Source organism: Streptomyces sp. NBC_01261 (genome assembly GCF_036226385.1).
Taxonomy (GTDB): domain Bacteria; phylum Actinomycetota; class Actinomycetes; order Streptomycetales; family Streptomycetaceae; genus Streptomyces.
In genome coordinates this window covers 2,893,904-2,915,141 of sequence record NZ_CP108463.1, presented here as the reverse complement: position 1 = coordinate 2,915,141, position 21,238 = coordinate 2,893,904, and the positions used below count along the sequence as shown (strand labels likewise).

At 67.1% G+C, this 21,238-nt stretch carries 21 protein-coding genes; 13 read left to right on the top strand and 8 right to left on the bottom strand.

What is annotated here, in order from left to right:
• Positions 1–233 precede the first annotated feature (233 nt).
• Entirely contained in the window at positions 234–551 is a 318-nt protein-coding gene (locus tag OG226_RS12680; protein WP_329349011.1) for a helix-turn-helix domain-containing protein, read from the bottom strand.
• A 311-nt stretch (positions 552–862) separates the two neighbouring features.
• On the opposite strand from OG226_RS12680, the gene OG226_RS12675 reads away from it, so the two are divergent.
• Together OG226_RS12675 and OG226_RS12670 are read left to right on the top strand one after the other, a co-directional pair.
• A complete protein-coding gene (locus tag OG226_RS12675) occupies positions 863–2,332 on the top strand; it encodes a carph-isopro domain-containing protein (protein ID WP_443066883.1) in 1,470 nt (489 codons plus the stop codon).
• Positions 2,329–3,291 carry an FAD-dependent oxidoreductase gene (locus tag OG226_RS12670; RefSeq protein WP_329349010.1) on the top strand — a complete coding sequence of 321 codons (963 nt, stop codon included), beginning with the start codon at positions 2,329–2,331 and terminating at the stop codon, positions 3,289–3,291. The genes OG226_RS12675 and OG226_RS12670 overlap by 4 nt, the downstream gene beginning before the upstream one ends.
• A gap of 24 nt (positions 3,292–3,315) precedes the next feature.
• On the opposite strand, the gene OG226_RS12665 is transcribed toward OG226_RS12670, so the two are convergent.
• Both OG226_RS12665 and OG226_RS12660 read right to left on the bottom strand, forming a co-directional pair.
• Entirely contained in the window at positions 3,316–4,191 is an 876-nt protein-coding gene (locus tag OG226_RS12665) for a phosphotransferase (RefSeq protein WP_329349009.1), read from the bottom strand.
• Complete coding sequence (locus OG226_RS12660; protein WP_329349008.1) at positions 4,188–5,567, bottom strand: helix-turn-helix domain-containing protein; 1,380 nt, start codon at positions 5,565–5,567, stop codon at positions 4,188–4,190. Before OG226_RS12660 ends, OG226_RS12665 begins: the two co-directional genes overlap by 4 nt.
• An 889-nt stretch (positions 5,568–6,456) precedes the next feature.
• Here OG226_RS12660 and OG226_RS12655 point away from each other — a divergent pair.
• The 7 genes from OG226_RS12655 to OG226_RS12625 all read left to right on the top strand — a co-directional run bounded on the left by OG226_RS12655 (position 6,457) and on the right by OG226_RS12625 (position 11,937).
• Positions 6,457–6,651, top strand: coding sequence for a hypothetical protein (locus tag OG226_RS12655; RefSeq protein WP_329349007.1), 195 nt, complete (start codon positions 6,457–6,459; stop codon positions 6,649–6,651).
• Between the two features lie 179 nt (positions 6,652–6,830).
• Positions 6,831–8,111, top strand: coding sequence for an ATP-binding protein (locus OG226_RS12650; RefSeq protein WP_329349006.1), 1,281 nt, complete (start codon positions 6,831–6,833; stop codon positions 8,109–8,111).
• Entirely contained in the window at positions 8,108–8,527 is a 420-nt protein-coding gene (locus tag OG226_RS12645; RefSeq protein WP_329349005.1) for a roadblock/LC7 domain-containing protein, read from the top strand. The genes OG226_RS12650 and OG226_RS12645 overlap by 4 nt, the downstream gene beginning before the upstream one ends.
• Complete coding sequence (locus OG226_RS12640) at positions 8,524–8,868, top strand: DUF742 domain-containing protein (protein WP_329349004.1); 345 nt, start codon at positions 8,524–8,526, stop codon at positions 8,866–8,868. Before OG226_RS12645 ends, OG226_RS12640 begins: the two co-directional genes overlap by 4 nt.
• Positions 8,846–9,448: a GTP-binding protein gene (locus OG226_RS12635; RefSeq protein WP_329349003.1), complete on the top strand. Its 603-nt coding sequence runs from the start codon at positions 8,846–8,848 to the stop codon at positions 9,446–9,448. The genes OG226_RS12640 and OG226_RS12635 overlap by 23 nt, the downstream gene beginning before the upstream one ends.
• On the top strand, positions 9,445–10,680 hold the full coding sequence (locus tag OG226_RS12630; RefSeq protein WP_329349002.1) for a cytochrome P450: 1,236 nt from the start codon (positions 9,445–9,447) through the stop codon (positions 10,678–10,680). Before OG226_RS12635 ends, OG226_RS12630 begins: the two co-directional genes overlap by 4 nt.
• 12 nt (positions 10,681–10,692) lie before the next feature.
• Complete coding sequence (locus OG226_RS12625; RefSeq protein ID WP_329349001.1) at positions 10,693–11,937, top strand: cytochrome P450 family protein; 1,245 nt, start codon at positions 10,693–10,695, stop codon at positions 11,935–11,937.
• 197 nt (positions 11,938–12,134) lie between these two features.
• Here OG226_RS12625 and OG226_RS12620 read toward each other — a convergent pair whose 3' ends face one another.
• Entirely contained in the window at positions 12,135–12,473 is a 339-nt protein-coding gene (locus OG226_RS12620) for a transposase (RefSeq protein WP_329349000.1), read from the bottom strand.
• 32 nt (positions 12,474–12,505) lie between these two features.
• On the opposite strand from OG226_RS12620, the gene OG226_RS12615 reads away from it, so the two are divergent.
• Positions 12,506–12,940: an RICIN domain-containing protein gene (locus OG226_RS12615; RefSeq protein ID WP_329348999.1), complete on the top strand. Its 435-nt coding sequence runs from the start codon at positions 12,506–12,508 to the stop codon at positions 12,938–12,940.
• A gap of 48 nt (positions 12,941–12,988) precedes the next feature.
• On the opposite strand, the gene OG226_RS12610 is transcribed toward OG226_RS12615, so the two are convergent.
• Positions 12,989–13,906 carry an NADP-dependent oxidoreductase gene (locus OG226_RS12610; RefSeq protein WP_329348998.1) on the bottom strand — a complete coding sequence of 306 codons (918 nt, stop codon included), beginning with the start codon at positions 13,904–13,906 and terminating at the stop codon, positions 12,989–12,991.
• Positions 13,907–14,307: 401 nt separating this feature from the next.
• Here OG226_RS12610 and OG226_RS12605 point away from each other — a divergent pair, with 401 nt between their 5' ends.
• Complete coding sequence (locus OG226_RS12605) at positions 14,308–14,817, top strand: hypothetical protein (protein WP_329348997.1); 510 nt, start codon at positions 14,308–14,310, stop codon at positions 14,815–14,817.
• On the opposite strand, the gene OG226_RS12600 is transcribed toward OG226_RS12605, so the two are convergent.
• Both OG226_RS12600 and OG226_RS12595 read right to left on the bottom strand, forming a co-directional pair.
• Positions 14,777–15,139: a putative quinol monooxygenase gene (locus OG226_RS12600; RefSeq protein ID WP_329348996.1), complete on the bottom strand. Its 363-nt coding sequence runs from the start codon at positions 15,137–15,139 to the stop codon at positions 14,777–14,779. The two genes, OG226_RS12605 and OG226_RS12600, sit on opposite strands and share 41 nt — an antisense overlap.
• A gap of 191 nt (positions 15,140–15,330) precedes the next feature.
• On the bottom strand, positions 15,331–15,708 hold the full coding sequence (locus OG226_RS12595) for a winged helix-turn-helix transcriptional regulator (RefSeq protein WP_329348995.1): 378 nt from the start codon (positions 15,706–15,708) through the stop codon (positions 15,331–15,333).
• Between the two features lie 193 nt (positions 15,709–15,901).
• On the opposite strand from OG226_RS12595, the gene OG226_RS12590 reads away from it, so the two are divergent.
• Positions 15,902–16,819, top strand: a complete 918-nt coding sequence (locus OG226_RS12590) for an NADP-dependent oxidoreductase (protein WP_443066991.1) — start codon at positions 15,902–15,904, stop codon at positions 16,817–16,819.
• Positions 16,820–17,436: 617 nt separating this feature from the next.
• Here OG226_RS12590 and OG226_RS12585 read toward each other — a convergent pair.
• Complete coding sequence (locus tag OG226_RS12585; protein WP_405996245.1) at positions 17,437–17,979, bottom strand: TetR family transcriptional regulator; 543 nt, start codon at positions 17,977–17,979, stop codon at positions 17,437–17,439.
• Positions 17,980–18,241: 262 nt separating this feature from the next.
• Between OG226_RS12585 and OG226_RS12580 the strand changes: the two genes are divergently transcribed.
• Positions 18,242–20,833: a beta-glucosidase family protein gene (locus OG226_RS12580; protein ID WP_329348993.1), complete on the top strand. Its 2,592-nt coding sequence runs from the start codon at positions 18,242–18,244 to the stop codon at positions 20,831–20,833.
• The last annotated feature ends 405 nt before the right edge of the window (positions 20,834–21,238 follow it).

Below are 21,238 nucleotides of genomic sequence, written 5' to 3'. Positions count from 1 at the left end.
GGGCACCAGAACCGTCCCCCCGCGTCCGAGGTGTTTCGGGGGCGGCGCTCGTCGGCGGTGCGGTACGCCACGATTGCGCTGCACTGACGTGCCTATGCTGGTGAAATGACGTGCTTCCGGGCGTAGGCCGCAGAGGCTCGCGGGTTCAACTCTGCTGCTGGTGGCGGCACTTCGCACATCACGATCGTGATATCGCTCCAGTGATCCAGCTCGTGAACGGAACCCTGTTTTGCTCAGTGCGCGTCACGTCCGGCGTGCCCGGTGAGGGGGCGAACTCGAAGCATGGGGCCCGTGAGTTCCGGCGGAACTTGAAGACCTGCGAGCAGCTCAACGATCTTGTCGATGCTGGTGAGCCTGCGTCGGCCGGACTCCAGCATCGACAGATAGGGCTGACTCAGCCCCGTGAGCAGCGCCAGGTCGTCCTGTCGCAGGGAGGTCAGCTCACGCAACCGAAGGCACAGTGCCCCGAAGTCGCGTTCGACCAGCGCTTGTTGGGCGAGAGGGTCGTCCCAGACCTCCGCTGGAATCCCGGGTACGGCCGCTTCCGGCATCGCTACGCTCCGGCTGCACGTGAAACAGCGAGGGCTGTCGTTGTACCGGTTCAGGCGGCATCCGCACCCCGCGCACCGGCGAGCGGGGCTTGGAGGTCGCGCGTTGAGGGTTTGTCCGACCAGCACGGACGGCCACTCCTTGCCTTCAGTTGGAAGGTTCGTGTCCCGAAGCTCTAGGACACCGGATGGGTGGGGGTCCCGTGCAGGCCATCCAGCGGTCAACTTGGTCAACTTCTCGGCGTGTTGGTGGGTTGGGCTGAAACGGGGAATGCCCGAGCAGGAGCGTGTTTTGCTGCACGGAGGGAGAGGGGGTGGAGAGGCTGGAGACGAACAGCAGGCACAACGTAGTGTTGGCGGAGTGTCTGGACGAGCTCGGGTGGAGTCCGAAGGCTCTTGCTCGAAGGCTGAATCGCGTGTTCGGCGCTGGGAGCGTCGCTGAATCCGCCCCGTACCACTGGCGTGACGTCGGTGGTGTACCGCGTTCTCCGCTGTCGGCGATGACGGCCCACGTTCTTTCGCAGGAGTTGGGCCGCCCGATATCCGTCGAGCATCTCTGGCAGGGCAAGGCAGTCGACTCGCCGCTCCTGTTGGCCGCGGATGCGAACCTGGATCACCCATGGAGCGTCAAAGGACTTGATCAGATCGTGGAGGACTGGGTACTTGGCGGTCTTCTCGACCGCCGCCGATTCCTGGCCATCTCGGGGGCAGGTCTGCTCGCGGCGATCTCGCAGTACCTCGACGGAACGGCAGGACGAGGCACCTTCACCTCGCGGATCACCGACGACGGGTCGTCGTCCGATCCCCTCGTCGCCCAGGTGGAACAGAACCTGCCGCTGCTGCAACTCCTCGACGACGCGAACGGCGGCGCCCGCCATCTGCCTTACGTAGGAGCACAGTTCCGGGCCGTCGGTCTTCTGCTCCACGAGGGCGGACTCTCTGCGGAAGCCACAGTCCGGCTGATTCGCGCTTTCGCTGAGATTGGCCAACTTGCCGGCTGGATGGCCTTCGACTCCGCCAACCATGGCCTCGCCCAGCGATACTTCGTCACAGCCCTACGAGCAGCGCATCAGGTCAACGACAGACAACTGTGTGCACACATCCTCGCGGACATGTCGTTCCAGGCCTCCAGCCGACGCCACTCCGCAGACGCGATAGCCCTGGGTGAGGCCGCCCGTCGGGCGAGCGGCGGCGGGACCGCGAGCGTCCGAGCATCGGTCCTGTCCCGCCTCGCGCACGGCTACGCCGCTGCCGGGCAGACGGCAGACTTCGAGCGAACCAGCGGTCTCGCATGCGAGTTGATCGAGACGCGCTCGGGAAACGAAGACGAGCCGCGGTGGATGTACTTCCTCACGCCCAACCACTTGGAGTGCCAGACCGGCTACTCGATGATCAACCTGGGGCGATCGGCTGTCGGGGAAGGGAACAGGTCCACCGGGCGTGGCTTCGTCCGGCGTGGTGAGCAGTTCCTCGAAACAGGGGCGCACTTGGTGACCAAGGGGGATCCGAGTCAGCGAAGGGCCCTGTTCGAGGGAGCCTGGCTCGCTCTGGGCTACAGCACCTCGGGTGACTTGGAGCGGTCCTGCCAGATCGCGAGGACCGCCGTCGCACGCTTGGAAGTGGTCCGGTCTCCGCGCAGCACGGAACTCCTCCGGCAATTGGCGGTGGAGTTGCGTCGTCGCCAGCGAAATCCTCACGTCAAGACGTTCCTGCCTGAGTTGGAGGAAGGGCTTCGGATGCATGCCGGAACAGGGCCTGGCCGGGCGGATACCGTCGGGGTATGACAGCAGATCAGTCGATCGTCATCATCGGTGCGGGCGTCTCCGGCCTCACCACAGGAGTCTCACTCCTCGAAGCGGGACTTCCCGTGCGCCTGGTGGCAGAGGAAGTACCAGGTGCGACGTCCCTGGCGGCGGGCGCGATGTGGGGGCCGTACCTGGTCGAGCCGTGGGTGCGCGTGCGTGAATGGAGCCTTGCATCCCTACATGTCTTCGAGGCTCTGGCCGAAGATCCCTCGACAGGGGTACGGATGGTCAGCGGGATCGAGGCGGCTCGTTCTCAGGTGCCGGCGCCCGACTGGAGCGACCTGCTCCCTGACTTCCGTACCTGCGCGCCGGAGGAACTGCCTGCGGGTTTCGCGAGCGGCCACCGCTTCACCGTGCCGCTCATCGACATGCCGGTCTATCTGCAGTATCTGTTGGACCGTTTCCAGCGGGCGGGCGGCGTAGTTCAGCACGGGACGATCCGTACGTTGGATGAGGTCGAAGGCGCGTCCGCGATCGTCAACTGCGCCGGCCTGAGAGGCGGCGATCTCGCCGGAGACCCCGGCGTCCGACCGATCCGTGGTCAGCACGTGGTGGTGGAGAACCCTGGCATCACGGAGTTCTTCTCCGAAGACACGGGACTGTCGTCCGAGCTTCTGTGCATCTACCCGCATGGCGACAACGTCGTGCTGGGTGGCACGGCGATCGATGGTGAGGGGGATCTTCGCGACGATCCTGAAGCGGCCCGAGCCATTGTGGACCGATGCGCCGAGATCGTGCCGGAATTGGCAAAGACGCCCGTCGTCGCACACCTTGTGGGCGTCCGACCGACCCGTTCTGAAGTCCGAGTCGAGGAGGAACGCCGTGACAGCGGGAGCAGGGTGTTCCACAACTACGGTCACGGTGGGACGGGCGTCACGCTCTCGTGGGGCTGCGCGGCCGAGATCGCCGAGTTGGCGTTGACGACACAGGACCGGTGAGAGGGGCGATGGCCGCCGGGCAGATCAGGCAGCACACCACCGGGCCTCGCCGTCGTGGTTCCTAATCGTCTCGATGCGATACGACAACTGCTGCGCGGCAGCTGCATCTCCGTGATCCGCGCGCCGGATATAGGACCCGAGCGTGTGCAGGTCCCGGATTTCGCAGAGGACAGGGAGCCCGGGCCACTGCCTGATGTCGTATCCGTACCGGTAGTTGAAGTTGCCGAGTTCTTCGGCGGAGCGTCCGAAACGCACCCCCTGGAACGTATTGGCCAGATCGATCTCGCGAGGCCCAAAGGCAGCTTCGTCCCAGTCACCCAGTCGGACCCCGTGATCGGCCCAGAGGGTATTTCCCGGATACGCGTCACCATGGATGTGTCCATGGCCCAGCGGGAAGTCGAGCTGTGCGTAGGCATCCAGGAGTTCTTCCCTATGGCCTACCAGCCATGACCGTTGGTCTGATGTCAGGTAGGTGCTGGACCCGACGGTGGTCTTGAGCGTGGCGAGGGGTTGGTACTTCGGGAGGGGCAGCGGCGGTGCCGGCAGGTCGTGGAAGGCGCGGAGCAAACCACCCAGGTGTTCTGCGGGTGGTGCACCTTTCGGCGGTTGCGGGTAGTGCTGCCAGAACGTCACGGCGTACGGCTCGTACGCCACCGGCTGAGGAACGTCCAACGGTTCCGTGGCCGGAAAGTCGTTGTCGGCGAGCCAGCGCGTCAGGGACACAGCCGTTTCGAGCTGCTGCCGCTGTGAGATCGCACTGACGCGGACGACGACGCCTTCTTCGGCGAGGAGGAACACAGAGGTGGCGTGTTCGTGGAGCCGGACGAGGGATCGGTCTGCCAGGCCGGACGCCTGACAGGCCATACGGGCCGCGGACTCTGGTGAGACCGTCGTGGTCATGGAGTGAGGGCTTTCGTTCGGGTGTCGATCGCCTGGTAACCACGGGTTGCGTCCGCGAGCGTGCGGGCGGCAGAGCTACGAGCGAACCGCGGTTCTTCCAGCAGCCTAGTCACTGCCCGCATGGCGTCGCCGAGCTGCCGGATCCGGCGGTCGGCGGGGAGTTCCAGGATGGGTTGCAACTGTTCGCCGGCTCCCTCGATCTCTCCTACGGCGATGCGCGCGGTCACGATGTCGAGGCGGGCCAGGGCCTCGTCACCGTACGACCGGTGTTCGTCGGGACCGCTCTCGTACAACTCGATTGCGGCATAGGCGTGTTGCTCGGCGAGCTGGTGCTCGCCGAGCAGCGCGAAGGTTCCGCCGATGTAGTACTCCTGCTTCGCCTCGGGAAAGCTGAGGAGGCCGCCGAAGCGGGTCAGTGCGTCGGGCCCGGCTTGGTGGTCTCGGGCATGTTGGAGATCCTCCAGCGCGGCCAAGGCCGTAGGGCGATCTCCGATGCGTGCTGCGGCCCGGGCTTCGATCGCTACGATTCGGATTCGTGTCTCCCCACCGAGTGCCAGTTGGGCCGCCTGGCGTGTGTATTCCAGGGCCGTCTGTCGGCGGGTGGACCACTCGGCGATGAGGGCGGCTGTGCCCTTGACCCAGGCTCGCAGGTCGTTGTGGTCGGCCTGTTCCGCGAACGTCCACGCCGTTTGGAGCTGAGCGATGGCGGCGTCCTCGTCGCCGAGGTTCTGCGAGGCATGCGCGAGCAGGAGGCAACTCGTGCCGGCGAGGAGATGCAGTTCGCGAGTCTGCCGCAGGGATTGGCGGCCGTTCAGCAGGGTGAAGAGACGATCCCGTGTCGTGACGAGGTCCGTGAAGATCTGGTGCAGCGGGGCGTGGACGTAGTCGCCGGCGATCCGAGTGAGGGTGGATTCAAGACCTTCCAGTTCGACGTTGCTCACGTTGGTCTTCGTGATCTCGTCGGTGAACTGTAGGGACCGTACGGCGGCATGGGCCGCAAGATCGTTCAGATCCGCGGCCTGGTGCACCGAAGTTCGGGCGTCGTGGTGGCCGAGGGCTGGAAGCGCCATATCGGCAGTGGCCGTGGGTGGCGCTTGTTCACGGAACGGCGGGGCAAGCAGAGCTTCCGGTGTTCCGATGCCCTCCAGGAACCGCGCGGCTTTGTCCAGGCTGGTCAGGCGGCGATTGCCGGCTTCGAGCATGGAGAGGAAGCTCTGGCTGAGTCCGGTCATGAGCGCCATGTCGTCCTGGCGGAGAGCCGCTCGTTCACGGATGAGGCGACTCGCGAGACCGAAGTCCCAGTTGGCGATGGCGACTTGGATGGCCGGTTCGAGCCAGACCTCGTCCGGGACATGGGGACCCGAGCGCGCGGCCATTCGCCTGTCGCGGGAGCACGTCGCGCACCGGTCTTCCAGGTTGTACTGGCTCAGGTGGCATCCGCAGTCGGCGCATACGCGAGCGTTCTTCCGCATCGCACCCCCGTTTCTCCTCTGCGTACATCAGGGTACGGGCGGCCTCTGGCACCCCGTATTACTCACGTGATACGCGCAGGTGAGGACGTGATCGGTCTTTCCCGAACCGGGATCGCCGGAGTGATATCACCCTCGGCATGTGCGTAATCGCTTTCAGGCAAACAGTCTTGGGGATCTGCCAACGTCCTTGTGAGAGCGACTACTTGGTCGTGAGGCTCAGCCATGAATCCGCACGCACAGGAGATCCCGGTGATTGCCTCGCAAGGCCGAATTGGAACCGCCTCTGATCCGCACTCCGTCCCGGAGCGCATGGCACCCGTGGTGCCTTTGGACGGCCGGCGCCCGTGGCACGGCCACCCCACCACCCCGGAGTCGATCTTGCCGTGTGCGCAGACCGAATTGCCTTGGAGGATCCAGCTCGCGTCACGTCCGCTGCCGCGACTCGGGGCCGTCGACGTCGTGCAGGCGGGACTCCTCGTCGGTCTACGTGCTGTCGAGGGGGCCCGGAACAGGGGACTTCCTGTCGGGCCGGTGCTCTGCTGCCCCGCGCACGCCCGAGTCCACATCCCGGTCGAAGCGGGAACCGCCTACCGCTGGCACGTTCCGCAGACGGTGTGTCGTACGGGGCGCCACTGGGAATGTGCGCTCGGCGGCCAGGTGGTCGGGCACTCGCGCTGCTCGACGGTGTGGCTGATTCCTCCCGATGGACATCCAGATCACACCGACAGCGTGACACTCCTCCACTGGCTCGCCCTGACGCGGTCGGGCGGCACGCGCAACAGGGAGGAGCGGTATGGCGGTTAGCGTCTCGGCCGTCGTGCTCCTCGCGATCATCACGTTCCTGCTCGTCAAGAACGGAGGGCTGAAGGCCGCGCACGCGATCGTCTGCACGCTCTTCGGCTTCTACCTCGCCAGTTCATCGATCGCGCCGACGATCTCCAAGGCCACGACGAGCCTCGTGGACGTGATCGGCGAGATCAAGTTCTAGGCGCCCTGTCGACGACCTTCGCGACATGAGGCAGCCACCTCGGCTTCCACTCGTCTCCGGCGCCGACCCGACGGTCCTCCGAGTCACCGGTCACGTGCTCTGTCGCTCCCCCTTCGACCCCATTGAGAGAACCGATGAGACACGAATCAGCTGTCGTGGCGTTCATTTGCCTGACCGCCATGCTTGCTGTGGCGCTCGGGCTGGCCGCGCATTGCGGCCGGCGTTCCGCCAAATACCGTGCCCGGAGCGCGTATTGGCAGGAGATCGCCGTTGCCCAGGACACGGCCCTGGCCGCGCTGGTCTCGGACGGCCTCGCATCGGTCGCGGACTCCATCCAATGGTCGCAGTCGACGTCTACGGAGTTCGAGGTCCCGGACTGCCTCTTCGGCTCCGGCTTCGTGGACAAGCTCTGCACGCTCGGCGAGCGGTACGTCGCCGGTCTGCAACAGGTGCAGCGCAAGACAGCGGTCTCGACGCGTCAGCAAGTCGAAGCCGAAGCCCGCGAGGCGGCGAAGGGAGCCGTCAAGTCCTTCGCCACAGCGATGGTGAGCACCGGCATCAACGTGAGCAACGAGATCGCCCAGGCCCTGCGCCGACATCACGACAGCCACCTCTTCGCCACACTCACCAAGATCGACCACGGCGTCCAGCAGATGCTTCACCAAGCACAGTCCTACGTTGTGCTGGCCGGCGGGCGGCTCGGACAGAGGTGGCCGGCCAGCACGCTCACGGACGTCGTCGGAGCGGCCCAAGGTGCGATCCCCAACTACACGCGTATCCAGCCGTACACGTCGGACCGGGCGGTCATCGCCCGCATGGTCGGGCCGGTGAAGCTCATCCTGAGCCAACTCCTCGACAACGCGGCCCGGTACTCACCACCGCAGACGTACGTGGAGGTGAGCGCCCAGCACGGCCACTACGGAGTCACCCTCCTCATCGACGACGCCGGCAAGCGGATGAGCCCGGAGGATCTGGAGCGCGCACGGCGGATCTTGGACGGCCGCCAGGAGATCGACATCCTCACCATGGACGCGCATCCGAGGGTCGGGTTCCCCGTGGTCGCGCTCCTTGCCCGCCGGTACGGCATCGAGGTCGTCCTCACGGATTCCAACCGTTACGGCGGTATGTGCGCCTCGGTCTTCCTCCCCGAGGCACTCCTCACCACCGCTGTTGCCGAGGCGGAACCGGTGCCGCAGCTCGTCTACGCACAGACGCCCGCCCCTTCGGAACCGGCGCTGACCGAGAACGGGTTGCCGACGCGCACGTCTCGCCAACCGATGCATCGGCAGCAACAGGCCTCCACCGAACGCCGTGTGAGTACCGAGCCGGCCCGACCCGAGGTGATCGGCGCCTGGCGGGCGGCGAGCAGGCAGACACGCGAGACCGCGGTACCTCAGCCGCGCCCCGCCCAGGGCGCGATGGTCCGCACAGATCACGAAGAAGGGTTCCTCGACTCATGACGACACAGGCGAACAGGCTCGGCTGGATGCTCGACGACCTGTCGAGCATGCCGGGTGTCCACTACGCCGTACTGCTGGCCACGGACGGGTTGGCCCTGGGCTACTCGGAATCGGTGGACCGCGACACGGCAGACAAGATCGCTGCATCCACCAGCGGTTTTCACTCCATCGGCGTCGCGATGGCCCCGTACACCGGCGGCGCCACGAACGGGCTGCGCCAAGTCGTGGGCGAGTTCGACGATGGCCTCCTCTTCGTCAAGACCGTTGGCCACAACGCCCTGTTGGCAGTGTCGACGACCGACACCGTGGACGCCGAGGTCCTCACCTACCGGATGAACGGTCTGTCCGAACGCCTCGGCAAGGAACTGTCCAGCCCCGCGCGTAGCCAAGGTGATGAGGGCGGCGCTCGGCCATGAGCCCGCTGGGGCGCGATCCCGACATGGTCCGGGCGTACGTCCGTACACGTGGGCACTCGGCGCCGTCCCGCGACGGACTGACCCTGACGACGCTCGTTCGCGCAGCGGACCGTCCGCTTCACGGCCTCGACATCGAAGCTCGACGGGTCCTCGGGATCTGCCACGGGCCGCTGGTGATCGCGGAGATCGCCTCGCTTCTCGAACTGCCCCCCACCGTCGCGCTCATCGTCGTCTCCGGACTTCTCGACACCGGCCACCTCAACACCCCGACCCTGGCCGACGATCAGCCGGACATCAGCGTTCTGGAGGAAGTACTCAATGGACTCCGTGCTCTCGTCTGAGCACCAGTACCTCCCCGCCACCGTGACCCGCTCGGCGAAGATCCTGATCGCCGGCCACTTCGGAGCGGGAAAGACGACGCTGGTCGGCAGTGTGTCGGAGATCAAACCGCTGAGGACCGAAGAGCCGATCACCGAAGCCAGCAGGGGAGTTGACGACCTCGCCGGCCTGCCCGACAAGACGGAGACGACAGTCGCCTTCGACTTCGGCCGCCGCACGCTGAGCCCCCGGCTCGCCCTCTATCTGTTCGGCACCCCCGGGCAGAACCGGTTCACACCCTTCTGGGAACACCTCATCCACGGGGCACTGGGAGCGCTGGTCCTCGTCGACACTCGTCGGCTCCAGGACTCCGACGCGATCCTCGGGCTCTTCGAAGAACGCGACCTGCCATTCGCCGTCGCGGTCAACCAGTTCGAGGGCGCCCCTCGATACGACCTCGGCGAGATCCGGCAGGCCCTGGCCCTGCCTGCCGACGTGGTGCTCACCTCCTGCGACGCCCGCGACGAAGTTTCCTGCATCCGCGCGCTGATCGCGTTCGTCGAATACCTCCACCGATCCAGCCGACTGGAGCACCTGTCGTGAATCTGCCGCCACCGATATCTCAAGCCGACCACCGGACGCGCACCGGGGACGCGCGATTCGCCATCTACACACAGGAGTTCGCGGCGGATCCCCACCTTTGGTACGCGCATATGCGGGAGCAGTACGGAACGCTGGCTCCGGTCTACCTTGACCCGGACGTGCCTGCCACGCTGGTGATCGGCTATCAGACCGCGGTTCGTGTCCTCAACGACCCGGTACGGTTCCCCGCCGACCCGCGAATCTGGCAACAGGGCGTCTCCGCGCACTGCCCGGTCCGGCCGATGCTGGAGCACCGCCGCAACGCGCTGCGCAATTCGGGCCCCGCTCATGATCGTTACCGTTCGGCGAACACGTCCGCCCTCGGCTACGTCCGCCAGCACGAACTGCACGCCATGGTGCAGCGGATCGCGATCCCTCTGATCAACGAGATGTGCGAGAAGGGCCACGCGGACCTGCTGACGCAGTACGCACAGCCCCTTGCCTTTCAGGTCCTCAACGCGATCCTCGGGTGTCCCCCGGAGATCGGCCAGCGCGTGGCCCAGGGGATGGCCGCGGTCTTCGACGGCGTGAACGCCGAGGCCGGCAATGCCATGTTGGCCGAGACCCTCAGCGAACTCGTCGCCTTCAAACGCCGCCATCCCGGGATGGACATCACCACCGGCCTCCTGATGCACCCGGCCAAGCTGGACGAGTTGGAGTTGATGGACCAACTGCTCACCTTGTACGGCGCCGGGATCGAGCCGGAGCAGAACACCATCGCGAACACCCTGCGGCTGATCCTCAGCGACGACCGGTACTCCGGCCGCGTGCTGCGGGGGAGCCTCAGCGTGCGCGACGCCCTCGACGAACTGCTCTTTGCCGATCCGCCGTTGGCCATCTATTGCGCGTCGTATCCCCCGCTCCCGGTCGAGGTCGACGGCGTCGTCCTGCCGGCCCATCAGCCGGTGCTTGTCAGCATGGCCGCCTGCAACAACGACCCCACGGTCGTCTCCGACCATCGCGCCGGCAACCGCTCCCACCTGACCTGGAGCGCCGGACCGCACACCTGCCCCGCGCAGCCCCTGGCCTACCTCATCGCCGAAGTGGCCATCGAGGAGATCCTCGACGCCCTCCCCGAGATGGAACTCGCCGTCCCCGCCGCGCAACTCACCTACCGCCCGGGCCCATTCCACCGTTCCCTGACCGGCCTGCCGGTCCACTTTCCCCCGTCGCCGCGCCTCACTCTGACCTAGGGAGAATCCGACATGGACCGCACTCTGCCCCTCGTCCTGGACCCCACCGGCCGCTCCCGCCCGGCCGAAGAAGCCGCCCTCCACGCCGCCGGTCCCGCCACCCTCGTGGACATCCTCGGAGTACCGGCCTGGTCGGTCAGCGACCCGGCCACCCTCAAGAGCCTCCTCAACGACCACCGGGTCTCCAAGGACGCGAGCAAGCACTGGCCGGCATTCATCAACGGCGAGATCACCGAGAAGTGGCCGCTGGCTCTGTGGGTCGGCGTGAACAATATGTTCACCGCCTACGGCGACAACCACCGACGGTTGAAGCGCCTGGTCAGCAGGGCGTTCACTGCCCGACGTACCGCCGAAATGGTGCCGCGCATCGAACAGATCACGGCCCGCCTCATTGAGCAGCTAGCCCGGACCCAGCCCGGCGAAATCGTCGAGCTGCGCGAAGCGCTCGCCTTCCCGCTACCGATCCAGGTCATCGGCAACCTCATGGGTCTGCCGGAAGAAGTCGTTCCCCGTTTCCGGGACGTGGTCGACGGAGTCTTCGACACCACTCTCAGCAGCGAGGAGGCCCGAGCCAACACCGCGGTCCTGTACGGCATCCTCACCGAACTGGTCGCCTCCAAGCGGACCACGCCCGGCGAGGACCTCACGTCGACGCTCATCAACGTGCGCGACGACGAAGGCGACGGTTCCGCTCTCACGGAGCAGGAACTCCTGGACACCCTGCTCCTGGCAATCAGCGCCGGCTACGAAACGACCGTCAACCTCCTCGACCAGGCCGTCACCGCCCTGCTCACCAACTCGGGCCAGCTCGCCCACGTTTGGGCGGGCCGCGCCTCCTGGGACGACGTGATCGAGGAATCCCTCCGCTTCGCTGCCCCCATCAGCCACTTGCCGCTTCGGTACGCCGTCGAGGACCTCACCCTCCCGAACGGGCTCGTGATCCGCCAGGGCGACGCGATCCTCGCCTCGTACGGAGCAGTCGGCCGCCATCCGAACCTGCACGGCGCCACTGCGGGGACATTCGACGTCTTGAGGGAGAGCAAGGAGCATCTCGCCTTCGGACACGGGGCACATTTCTGCCTCGGTGCTCCGCTGGCCCGCGCCGAAGCACGAGTGGCGCTCCCTGCCCTGTTCGAGAGCTTCCCGGAGATGACCCTTGCCGTACCGCCCGAGGAGCTTGAACCCGTGGCGAGCCTCATCGTCAATGGGCACCGGACGGTGCCCGTGCGTCTGCAGCCCATGCGCCGCCCCGGCTGAGCCGGGGCTAGGGCTCTTGCAGGGCCCGCTCGGCGGAGTGGGAAATGCCCAGTTCAGCGCGCGTTGTCAGGGAGACTCTTCAGCCCGGTCACTGATTCCTAATGCCGTCTGTCAAGCGGCCCGAGCGGTGGGCGGCGTGAGTTCGTAGTGCCGTCCGTCGCCTAACGTGACAGTCGGGGATCTTGGAGTTACCGAGTTCAACTGCCCAGGGTTCGCCAGGACTTCGGCCGGGGTATCTCGCGCTGGTCGAGGTAGTTCTGGACGGCAGTCGGCCGGCGGGGTGTGAGTGCTTCTTTGGTCGGCGGCAGTCTGCTGAGGGGCTCGATGTTGACGGCGATGGCCGTCAGGACGTGCTGGATGTGGGCTTTTCCCTGTCCTCGGTAGCGGCAGCGTCGTATGCCGTGTCCGTGGGCGAACTCATTGACCGTGCCCTCCACCCCGGAGCGGACCGCGTAGCGGGTCTTCCACTCGGGCGTCTGTTGCTCGGTGCGGACGCGGAGTTGCAGGTCGCGGAGTTCTCGTGGGGGAAAGCCCACGGTGCGGGTGCTTTCGCGGGAGGTGGTGCATCGTGACCGGCCCGGAGACCATCGCCGACACCACCCTCACCGTCAGCGGGAACGCGGCCTCGGTGAGCCTGCCGTGGACGAACGCCAAGGACGGCTACACCGTCACGCTGACGCCCCCGTCCAACACCACCGTCTCCACGGTCGCCGTCAGCCAGAACAGCGGCCAGTGCCTGGACGACACCAACCTCTCCAGCGCCAACGGCACGCAGTACCAGCAGTACTACTGCGAGGGCGGCTACCAGCAGATGCTCGACCTCAAGCCGGTCAGCGGCACGGCCAACACGTACACGGTCGTCAACGAGATCAGCGGCAAATGCCTCGACGTCACCGGCGTCTCGACCACCGCCGGCGCGCTGATCCACCAGTGGACCTGCGACGCTGCGAGCGTACTGAGCACCAAGAAGAACCAGATCTGGCGCCTGCTCGGCAAGGGCTGAAGTCCGGCCAGGACCCCTCGTCAGGCCGACCGAGGGGTCCTAGGTCGCCTAGGGCAGGAGTGCGATCTTGCCGCCGACGTGTCCCGTACGGCTCAGGTCGAGTGCGACAGCTGCCTCTGCGAGGGGGTAGGTGCGCCAGATCGGGACCTGCAGTCGTCCCTCTTCGATCAGGGCGAGGATGTCGTGCAGGGCCTGGACCGTGTTCCCGCTCGCGCCGTCCGTGTGGACCTGGATACCCAGGTCGCCGGCGTCGAAGGCCAGGAGGGTGAGGACCCGGCCTGGGCCTCCCGCGAGTTCGATGGACACCGGGATCTCTCCCCGGCCGGAGGCGTCGAGAACGGCGTCGACTCCTTCGGGGGTGATCGCCCGTACGCGGTCGGCGAGGCCCTCTCCGTACACCACGGGGATTACACCGAGCGAGCGCAGGCGTTCGTGGTTGTCCTCGCTCGCGGTGCCGATCACGCGCGCGCCCCGGGCCACGGCGAGCTGGGCGGCGAACGCGCCCACGCCACCGGAAGCGGCATGGATCAGAAGGGTCTCGCCCTGGATGACCTTGAGGCGTTCGAGGACCGTCCACGCGGTTCCGCCGGAACCCGCGAGCGTGCCGGCCACCTCCCAGGGAAGGCCGGCCGGCTTGGCGACCAGTGAGTCGGCGTCGGCGACCGCGGCCTCGGCGTAGGCAGGCGTGAGCGAGGTCCCGAGAACCTCGTCGCCGACGGCGAAGGCGGTCACTCCCTCCCCGACCTGGTCCACCACACCCGCGATGTCGGACCCGAGGCCCGCAGGGAGATCGAGGGGCATCACCTGGCTCATGAATCCCTGCATGACTTTCCAGTCGAACGGGTTGACACCTGCCGCCCGTACCGTGAGTCGCACCTGCCCGGAGCCCGGAGCGGGCGCCGGAACGTCCACGACGCGCAGAACATCGCTGCCGCCATACTCAGAGAACTGCACTGCGAGGGGCATTTTCTTCAGCTCCATGTTCTTGCCGGGGCAAAGGGTTCGGGGACGGGTTGGGCGCCGGTCGCCGCCGGTATCACCCGCCGCAGGGACCGGAGTTGTCGTTGTACGGCCACGGCTGACCAGCGGCGGTTCGCCGCGCACCCGCTGTTGTCCCGCAGGGGGTACGTGTGATGTGGGCGTGCCAGTTCGGCCTCCCTCTCCCACCATCTGCCAGTTCGTACCTGGGCGCACCCGGGGGCCGTCGGCGTGCCACTTCGGCCAGCTGATTGGCGGGGCGGCATTGGGGTGAATCCATAGACGCCTGCTTGCGTCGAAGACCTTGGGCAGGCCGATGATGCACTCGGTGGTGTGGAGACAGCGTCTGCACCCTCGGCATGGTCAAGTTGGAGTGATGGTCTCGAGGAATGGCCGACTATGAGACCGACCATGAGCCGGTGTACCAGGCCGCCACCGCCGCTGCGGTCGGCATCCACTTGATCCGCATCGAGAAGCCCGGACAGATCCGCGGAAGCCTGCGGGAGACGCTGTCGCACGACGGACGGTGCCTCATGGACATGGTCACCGACCCCCACGAGCTCTCGATCCCGCGTCACATCTCCGGCGAACAGATGAAGGGGTTTGTCTTCTCGGCGGGGAGGAGACGTTCGACCTGGCCAGAGCCGATTTGCGGAACGGTCCGCGGCCCTGAACCCGGCCGCCACATCTCGCCGGTCCACCATCACGGCGGTGCGGATCTGCGACAACGGTGGGACGGAGGCTGCTCATCCAGTTCACCGCCCTCGCCGCTGGGTCCCGGCACGTCGCCGACCGCGCAATCGCCATTGGCCATGGTGACGACGCCTTCTCCCGGTCGGCCGACGTTTTCGCGATCCCTCAGCCGCGGTCTTCGGGATCCTGACCGACGAAGTCCGTGAACATGGCCGGCGGTGGATTAGACCCCACCCATTCCCGCAGCTCGGGCCCGATCGGCCCATGGAGCTCCACGGCTCCCGCCATTGCGCACTCTGTCAACCGCCCCAACAGATCCCCGGCCCGCTCCATGTGTGCCATGGCCGCCGCCGAGTCGGCGTACTCCTCGATCACCAGATAGCTGCCGTCCGTGGCCGAGAACCAGCGGTAGCTCCTGGTGCCGGGCTCGTCGTTCGCCTGCTGGCGCAGCGCGAACACCAACTTCTCGAACTCCTCCTGTCGTTGATCACGAACATCAAACCGTACGCGTACGAAGATGCTGTCCATATCTTCCTTGCCCCTGTGTTTTCGATGCCCGCGCCTTTGATCACACGCACACGGAACGGTCGAGCGCCGAACGACCCATGCCGGGCAGGAAGGTACCCACCGGATACTGGTTACTTCAACGATCCTTGGGTTTCCTTCGGAGACCGTGCTGGCCAAGTACGGGGCCCCGGGGAGAGAGCCGGAGGGCGGACCTAGGGCGCGGTTGTCTCTGTGGAGTGGGCGTCGTGGGCCTTGCGGAGGGTCAGAACCTCGTCCACGTGCGTGTCAGCCCACTCGGTGATCAGCTCGACGGCAGGCCGCAGGGAGTGGCCCAGTGGGGTCAGTTCGTAGTCCACGCGGGGCGGGACCTCGGCGAAGACCGTCCGGGTGATCAGGCCGTCGCGTTCCATTCCACGCAGTGTGTAAGTGAGGACCTTGGGCGTCACGTGATGGATCGCTTCGCGCAGCTCGTTGAACCGCCGAGGCCCGTCGCTCAGCATCAGCACGATCAGCACCGACCATTTGTCGCCGATGCGGTCGAGTACCAACCGGGCCGGGCAGCAGGGGTCGAGATCATTCTTGGACGTCATGGTTTCCAAAGGATACTAAAGGATCTTTGAAGTAACCAGTATCCACTAGGTAGCTTCCTAGTGGACGACGCCTTTTGGCGGCGTTACAGGGCGCGTTGTGGGCCGCGAAATATCACTCTCGTATGCGCCAGTGCGACACCACCGGCGTGCAAGCGGACTGCAAGCGCACGGCAAGAATATGGAGCTGAGCAAAATGTCCCTTGCGGTGCAGTTCTCCGAGTACGGAACCAGTGAAGTGCTGCGCGTTGTGGATGTTCCGGCGCCCGTCCCGGGCTCCGGGCAGGTGCGGCTCGCAGTTAGGGCGGCAGGCGTCAATCCGCTCGACTGGAGGATCATGGAGGGGTTCATGAGGCAGATGATGCCTATCGATCTCCCTGCGGGCCTCGGGTCCGACATAGCGGGTGTGGTGGACCAGGTCGGGGAGGGAGTGACCGCCTTCGCCGTCGGCGACGAGGTTCTCGGGACCCCACTCACCCCGGCCTACGCCCAGAGCGCGGTGGCCGACGCCGCCGAACTTGTCGCCAAGCCGGCTGGCCTTCCCTGGGAGGTGGCCGGTGCTCTCGCGGGTTCCGGCGGAGCCGCGTGGACGGTCCTCGAACGCCTCAAGGTCATCCAGGGCGAGACCCTTCTGATCCATGCCGCTTCCGGTGGCGTGGGCGTGTTCGCCGCCCAGCTCGCCGTGGCCCGGGGTGCGCGCGTGATCGGCACCGCGAGCCAGGACAACCACGAACGCCTGCGCTCGCTCGGCGTGATCCCCGTCGCCTACGGTGAGGGGCTCGCCGACCGGGTACGGGCGATCGCCCCCGAGGGAGTGGATGCCGTTCTCGACGCCTCCGGCAGGGGAGAGATCCCGGTGTCCATCGACCTCGCGGGAGGCCCAGGGCGGGTCCTCACCCTGGTGGCCTTCGACGCCGGCGACCTGGGTGTCCAGGTCTACACGGAGGGCACGGGCGGGAACGCTGTCCGGGCCCTGCACGACATCCTCGCCCTGATCGGAGAGGGATGCTTGCAGGTCCCGATCTGGCGCACCTACCCCCTCGCGGAGGCGGCCGTCGCACTCGACCTGAGCCGTACGGGACACGTCGGCGGCAAGATCGTACTCCTGCCATAGACGATCGCGGAGCCACGCCAACCGGCTAGCCCGCAGCACAGCGGATTAGGCCATCTCCGCTGCACAGAGTTCCGGCAGCCTGGCCGTAGTCGCGGCCATCGCGAGACGGATGTCTGCAGGGTCTGCGCCTACTGCCTGGCCAGGCGCTTCAACCTCTGTCAGTCGGCGAGGCACCCAACGTCGGCGGTCTCGTGCTCGACGGCCACCGGCTGTGGGCGGTACGGAACCACGACAACAAGATTGCCCGCTTCCGATCACCAGGCCGGCCTCCGCCGTTCCGGCCACAGCGGTGCTCTTCGGGAACCGCCTTGCCGCCGTGAAGGGGCACTTCGACATCGGGTTCTCGGCCACCTCACCCACCTACGAAGTCGTCGTCACCAGGTCATGACGACGACGTGACCGCAGCGGTCCCGCCGTGCAACAGCCTGGTGGGACCGCTGCGGTCACGGTTCACCATCGTGGTCGCCGTCAGGCCGGGGCACACCACCGGGCCAGGCCGGCCGGCGTTCGCGTATCGAGGTTCTGGTGCTTTCCGGGTTTGCTGCCGTAGCTCAACGACGTCGACCGCCGCCGTGCCGATGTACACGGCGTGGCCAACGTGATGTCGCTGCGGGGGGTCAGTCCTGTTTGTGGGTGAGGCCTATCAGGAGTGCGGAGATGACGCGGTCGGTGGCAGCGGCCATGTCGACGGCGTCAGGGGCGAGCAGCCATTGGACCTGGAGCCCGTCCATGACGGCGACGATGGCGTTGGCCGCGTCGTCGAGGTTCAAGTCGGCGCGGGTTTCGCCGAGTTCGGACGCTTCTGTCAGCGCGGCGACGACCTGGGCACGCAGGCTCTGGTACCGACTGCGGAAGTACTCCTGGGCTGGGTGGCCGTCGGTGGTGCTTTCCGCGGAAAGCACGGCGTACAGCCGCACGATGCCTTCGCGTTCGGCGTTGTGGCGCGCGGTGTCGACCAGGTGGCGCAGGAAGGCCAGGCCGCGGGGGCGCTCGCTGCCGAGTTCTTCGATGTCGGTCTTGTCGCGCAGTTCCAGGACGCTGGTGAGCAGCAGTGTCTTGGAGCGGAAGTAGTGCAGGACGCCGGCCTGGGTGACTCCGGCGCGGTCGGCGATCTCGGCGAGTGATGCGTTGTTGTAGCCGCGGGCCGCGAAGGTGTCCATTGCGATGTGCAGGATCTCCTCCCTTCGCTGCTGGGCTCTGGGGCTCCTTGCGGTGCGGGGCTGCGGGTCACTTGCCTTCCTGACGTTCACCGGGGGGAGTCTACGGGGCTGTCGATCAGTCGTCACCTATGCGATACAAGCCTTAAAATAAGTTCTGGACGAGTACTTACTAAGCACTTAGTAAGTGTGCTTTCATGCTTCCGTTCCGCCTGATTCATGCCGCTGATGTTCATGCCGCGGCAAGCGGCCTGGAAGGACCCGTATGACCTCCGTTTCCCTGCCTGACGACGCCGAGCTGAGCCGCCGCATCGGCGGACTCGACCTCGAGTCCAAGGTGCGGCTGTTGACCGGCGCCGACCTGTGGACGCTGCCGGCCGAGCCCCGGCTCGGGCTTCTCCCGGTGACGATGTCCGACGGCCCGCAGGGGGTACGGGGGACCGGAGCCGACCCGGATGCCACTGGACTGCTCGCCCCGGCCCCCAGCGCCCTGGCGGCCACCTGGGATGCGGAGCTGGCTGAGCGGCTGGCGGACCTGTTCGCCACGGAAGCGCGTCGCAAGGGCGTCGATGTGCTGCTCGCGCCCGCGGTGAATCTGCAGCGCACCCCCGTCGCTGGGCGGCACTTCGAGTACCTCTCCGAGGACCCGCTGCTCACGGGCACCCTGGCTGCCGCCATCGTTCGCGGTCTGCAGGCCTGTGGGGTGGCCGCGTGCCTCAAACACTTCGTGGCCAACGACTCGGAGACCGACCGCACCAGCTACCGATCCCGTCTGGACGAGCGCACGCTGCGCGAGGTCTATCTGGCCCCATTCGAGCAGGCCCTCGCGGAGGCCGGACCGTGGAGTGTGATGGCCGCCTACTCGGGGGTCGACGACGGGCAGGAGTCGGCGCCGATGAGCGAACACGTGCGGCTGCTGTGGGGTGTTCTCAAGGAGGAGTGGGGCTTCACTGGGCCCGTTGTCAGTGACTGGGCCGCCACCAGATCCACCGTGGCCTCGGCGGTCGGCGGACTCGACCTCGTGATGCCGGGACCCGAGGGCCCGTGGGGAGAAGCTCTCGTTGCGGCGGTCCGCGCGGGCGAGGTGGACGAGCAGATCATCGACGACAAGGTGCTGCGGCTGCTGCGCCTGGCCCGGAACACCGGCCGACTCGGCCTGCCCGAGCAGGAATCCGCTCTGGAGCCTACCGAAGGCCCCTACCTGTCGGCGCAGGTTGAGGGTTCCGGCGCCTCGGCCCTCGCGCCCGAGGAGTTCGCACTGCTGCGGGAGGTCGCCGTGCGCGGCACCGTGCTGCTGCGTGATGAGGCGGGACTGCTGCCGCTTCAGCCGAACAGCATCAGCAGCGTCGCGCTGATCGGCCCGAACGCGGTGGCGCCATATCTCCAAGGAGGCGGCAGCGCGTTCGTTCCGGCGGCGCGCACGGTGACCTTCGAGGACGGCCTGCGCGCAGCACTGCCCGAGGGCGTACGCCTGACGGTGCACAGGGGTGGCGACTCCCGACGCCGGCCGCCCTTCGCCTCCAGCGAGCTGCTCACCGACCCCGACACCGGCACGGCGGGAGTGCGCGCCGACCACTTGGACGTCGACGGGAACCGGATCGGCGGCGAGGTCCGCACGAGCGCCGACTGGACGACGTACGAGAACTTCGGCCCGGCGACGGACCGGGTGGTGCTCCGCACTGAACTGACGCTGTCCGAGCCCGGGATTCACCGCTTGGAGTTCGGGTGCACAGGACGCTTCCTGGTGACCGTGGACGGTGAGCAGGTCTTCGCGGGTGACGACGACCGGGGGGTTGAGCTGGTTCTGCAATCCCTCCACCACTACCCCCCGCTGCAGTGGATCGACGTGCAGGTGGGGCCCGAGACGCCCCGCAGGATCGCGATCGGCATCGACCTCACCGTGGTCGAGCCCGGCGGCTACGACCGCTTCGTCACCGCGCAGCTACGACACACCGTGCCCGGCCCCACGCCGTACGAGGAGATCGCCGAAGCCGCCGCCGCGGCCGGGGCGGCCGATGTCGCCGTGGTCGTGGTGGGCACCAACGAGGAGAGCGAGTCGGAGGGCTGGGACCGTGCAGGACTTGAGCTCCCCGGCTACCAGGACGAGTTGGTGCGCAAGGTGATCGCCGCCAATCCGCGGACTGTGGTCGTGGTCAACGCGGGTGCCCCCGTGCTGCTGCCCTGGGCCGACGAGGTGCCCGCCCTGCTGTGGGCGTGGCTGCCGGGCCAGGAGGCAGGGCACGCGCTGGCCGACGTCCTGCTGGGCCGGTCCGAGCCAGCCGGCCGCCTGCCCTGGACTCTTCCCGCCAGGGCGGAGGATGTTCCTGTCCCCGACGCCCGGCCGCACGACGGCATCGTCACCTACACCGAAGGCGTCCACATCGGCCACCGGGCCTGGGACCGGCAGGAACTTACCCCCGCCTTCCCGTTCGGGCACGGCCTCGGCTGGACCCGGTGGACATACGACTCCGTCACCACCCCCTATCCGTCCGTCTCCGCCGCCCACCTGACCGGGCCTGCAGGCGGAGACGGACTCCAACTGGCCGTGGAGCTGACCAACACCGGTCCCCGTGCGGGTCGCGAGGTCGTCCAGGTCTACGTGGAGCCGCCCCAGGACGGCCCCGACCGTCCCGTCCGTCTGCTTGCCGGCTTCACCACCGTCCAAGCAGCAGCCGACGCACAAGTCACCGCCCAGGTCCAGCTGTCTGCTCGTGCCTTCCAGATCTGGGACACCGACCTGCGCGACTGGCGCACACCGGCCGGCCGCTACCGACTCCACGTCGGACGCTCCAGCCGAGATCTGCGTCTGACCGCCGATGTCATCTCCGACGGCGACCGCCTCCACACCGTGGTCTGACGTAGGTCACCATCCGCGCCAGCCCGCGCGCAAGGAGTCGCAAGATGCGCACTACCCCGATATGCCGCCAGACCTCGCCAGTCCGCCTGTCTCAACGTCACGGCAGCACCGTCGGCCGCCGATGTGGCCGCGGCCGGGAGGCGAACTCGGGGCCTGGCAAGGGCGCCCCCGTCGGATTTGGCACGGGCGCGGGCAGGGACACCCTGACCATGTGATCCATGGGCGACACCACATCGCACCCGGCAGTGATGTGTTACCGGACCGCGGAGCGAACACCTGCCCCACCTCCGTCTGAAATTCACCCGGAGCAACGGCGAAGAAATGCAGCACGGATGTTGCGGGGCATGGCGACCCCCTGACGGCTTGCGCCGCCCCGCAGTTGAACCTCAGGGTGGCAGAAACGCG

What these genes read in the sequence shown, in the direction of transcription:
- OG226_RS12625 (WP_329349001.1), top strand. Translation starts at nt 10,693, where the DNA reads ATGGACCGCACTCTGCCCCTCGTCCTGGACCCCACCGGCCGCTCCCGC.
- OG226_RS12580 (WP_329348993.1), top strand. Translation starts at nt 18,242, where the DNA reads ATGACCTCCGTTTCCCTGCCTGACGACGCCGAGCTGAGCCGCCGCATC.
- OG226_RS12640 (WP_329349004.1), top strand. Translation starts at nt 8,524, where the DNA reads ATGAGCCCGCTGGGGCGCGATCCCGACATGGTCCGGGCGTACGTCCGT.
- OG226_RS12600 (WP_329348996.1), bottom strand. Translation starts at nt 15,139, where the DNA reads ATGGACAGCATCTTCGTACGCGTACGGTTTGATGTTCGTGATCAACGA.
- OG226_RS12590 (WP_443066991.1), top strand. Translation starts at nt 15,902, where the DNA reads ATGTCCCTTGCGGTGCAGTTCTCCGAGTACGGAACCAGTGAAGTGCTG.
- OG226_RS12605 (WP_329348997.1), top strand. Translation starts at nt 14,308, where the DNA reads ATGGCCGACTATGAGACCGACCATGAGCCGGTGTACCAGGCCGCCACC.
- OG226_RS12680 (WP_329349011.1), bottom strand. Translation starts at nt 551, where the DNA reads ATGCCGGAAGCGGCCGTACCCGGGATTCCAGCGGAGGTCTGGGACGAC.
- OG226_RS12650 (WP_329349006.1), top strand. Translation starts at nt 6,831, where the DNA reads ATGCTTGCTGTGGCGCTCGGGCTGGCCGCGCATTGCGGCCGGCGTTCC.
- OG226_RS12610 (WP_329348998.1), bottom strand. Translation starts at nt 13,906, where the DNA reads ATGCCCCTCGCAGTGCAGTTCTCTGAGTATGGCGGCAGCGATGTTCTG.
- OG226_RS12645 (WP_329349005.1), top strand. Translation starts at nt 8,108, where the DNA reads ATGACGACACAGGCGAACAGGCTCGGCTGGATGCTCGACGACCTGTCG.
- OG226_RS12635 (WP_329349003.1), top strand. Translation starts at nt 8,846, where the DNA reads ATGGACTCCGTGCTCTCGTCTGAGCACCAGTACCTCCCCGCCACCGTG.
- OG226_RS12665 (WP_329349009.1), bottom strand. Translation starts at nt 4,191, where the DNA reads ATGACCACGACGGTCTCACCAGAGTCCGCGGCCCGTATGGCCTGTCAG.
- OG226_RS12655 (WP_329349007.1), top strand. Translation starts at nt 6,457, where the DNA reads ATGGCGGTTAGCGTCTCGGCCGTCGTGCTCCTCGCGATCATCACGTTC.
- OG226_RS12660 (WP_329349008.1), bottom strand. Translation starts at nt 5,567, where the DNA reads ATGGCCGCGCGCTCGGGTCCCCATGTCCCGGACGAGGTCTGGCTCGAA.
- OG226_RS12595 (WP_329348995.1), bottom strand. Translation starts at nt 15,708, where the DNA reads ATGACGTCCAAGAATGATCTCGACCCCTGCTGCCCGGCCCGGTTGGTA.
- OG226_RS12670 (WP_329349010.1), top strand. Translation starts at nt 2,329, where the DNA reads ATGACAGCAGATCAGTCGATCGTCATCATCGGTGCGGGCGTCTCCGGC.
- OG226_RS12585 (WP_405996245.1), bottom strand. Translation starts at nt 17,979, where the DNA reads ATGGACACCTTCGCGGCCCGCGGCTACAACAACGCATCACTCGCCGAG.